The 1,072-nt window shown below is 52.1% G+C and carries 1 protein-coding gene; it reads left to right on the forward strand.

What is annotated here, in order from left to right; all coding sequences use genetic code 11:
- Positions 1 to 133 precede the first annotated feature (133 nt).
- Positions 134 to 1,072 (forward strand): IS110 family RNA-guided transposase (locus tag IG627_RS20650; protein ID WP_193195207.1); only part of this gene is annotated, 939 nt, incomplete at its 3' end.

Below are 1,072 nucleotides of genomic sequence, written 5' to 3' on the forward strand. Positions count from 1 at the left end.
TAGTTACCGGGGTGGCAGTCCGATGCATGCCAGGTACTCGATACCGTTAACAAGCTGGGACGCCACCCCGACCCGATTTTATCTCGAACAGTCGAATGGGCTTCGAGCCCGAATTTAGCAAGTAAGAGTGCTTATGACAATGAACAAAGAGAAAGCGGGCGTTAACGTAGGAGTCGATGTTGGAAAGTACCAATTGGACTTCTTTATCTGGGAAAGGAACAAGCACTTCGTTGTCGAGAACAACGATGATGGTATCCGTGAGGCCATTGGGCGCCTAAGGCGCTATCAGCTAGATCGTATTGTCCTGGAGGCCACAGGGCGCTATGAAATGGCATTTACACTGGCTGCCTTTGAAAAGAAGCTTCCGATTGCCGTTGTCCGGCCGATCTTGATTCGGCAGTTCGCGAGGGCGGCCGACCAACAGGCAAAAACAGACAAACTGGATGCGCAAATCATGGCTCGCTACGCAGCCACGATGAAACCCCGGCTGACCGCACAGAAGAGCAAAAATCTATTATTAATCAAAGACTTAGTTGTTCGCCGCAGGCAGCTGATTGACATCAGAACCATGGAGTTAAACCGCCAGAAGATAATGGGCAAACCAGTTGATCGCTCATGTAACAGAGTAATCAAGGCGCTTCAACGGGAAGTCGATTGGGTGGAAGAGCGCCTATCTAAAACCGTGGAGGAAGAAGCCGCGTGGAGCGAACGAAAGGCATTGCTCGAAACGACTCCCGGCGTTGGCAAAGCGCTGATCTGGACTCTGCTCAGCGAGATGCCGGAGCTAGGGACCCTGAACAACAAAGAGATCGCTTCGCTGGCTGGACTTGCGCCAATTAATCGAGACAGTGGCAAGAGCAAAGGCAAACGTAGAATTTTTGGAGGTCGCCACAGTGTCCGTACTACGCTGTATATGGCGACACTTAGCGCGGTCCAGTGTAACCCGGTAATCGGCGGATTCTATCGACACCTGGTCAAACAGGGGAAGCATAAAAAGGTCGCGCTGACGGCCGCAATGAGGAAGTTTTTGACGATTCTGAATGCCATGGTACGGGATGACCGGGAGTGGGCG

The organism is Microbulbifer taiwanensis, from assembly GCF_014904815.1.
GTDB lineage: Bacteria > Pseudomonadota > Gammaproteobacteria > Pseudomonadales > Cellvibrionaceae > Microbulbifer > Microbulbifer taiwanensis.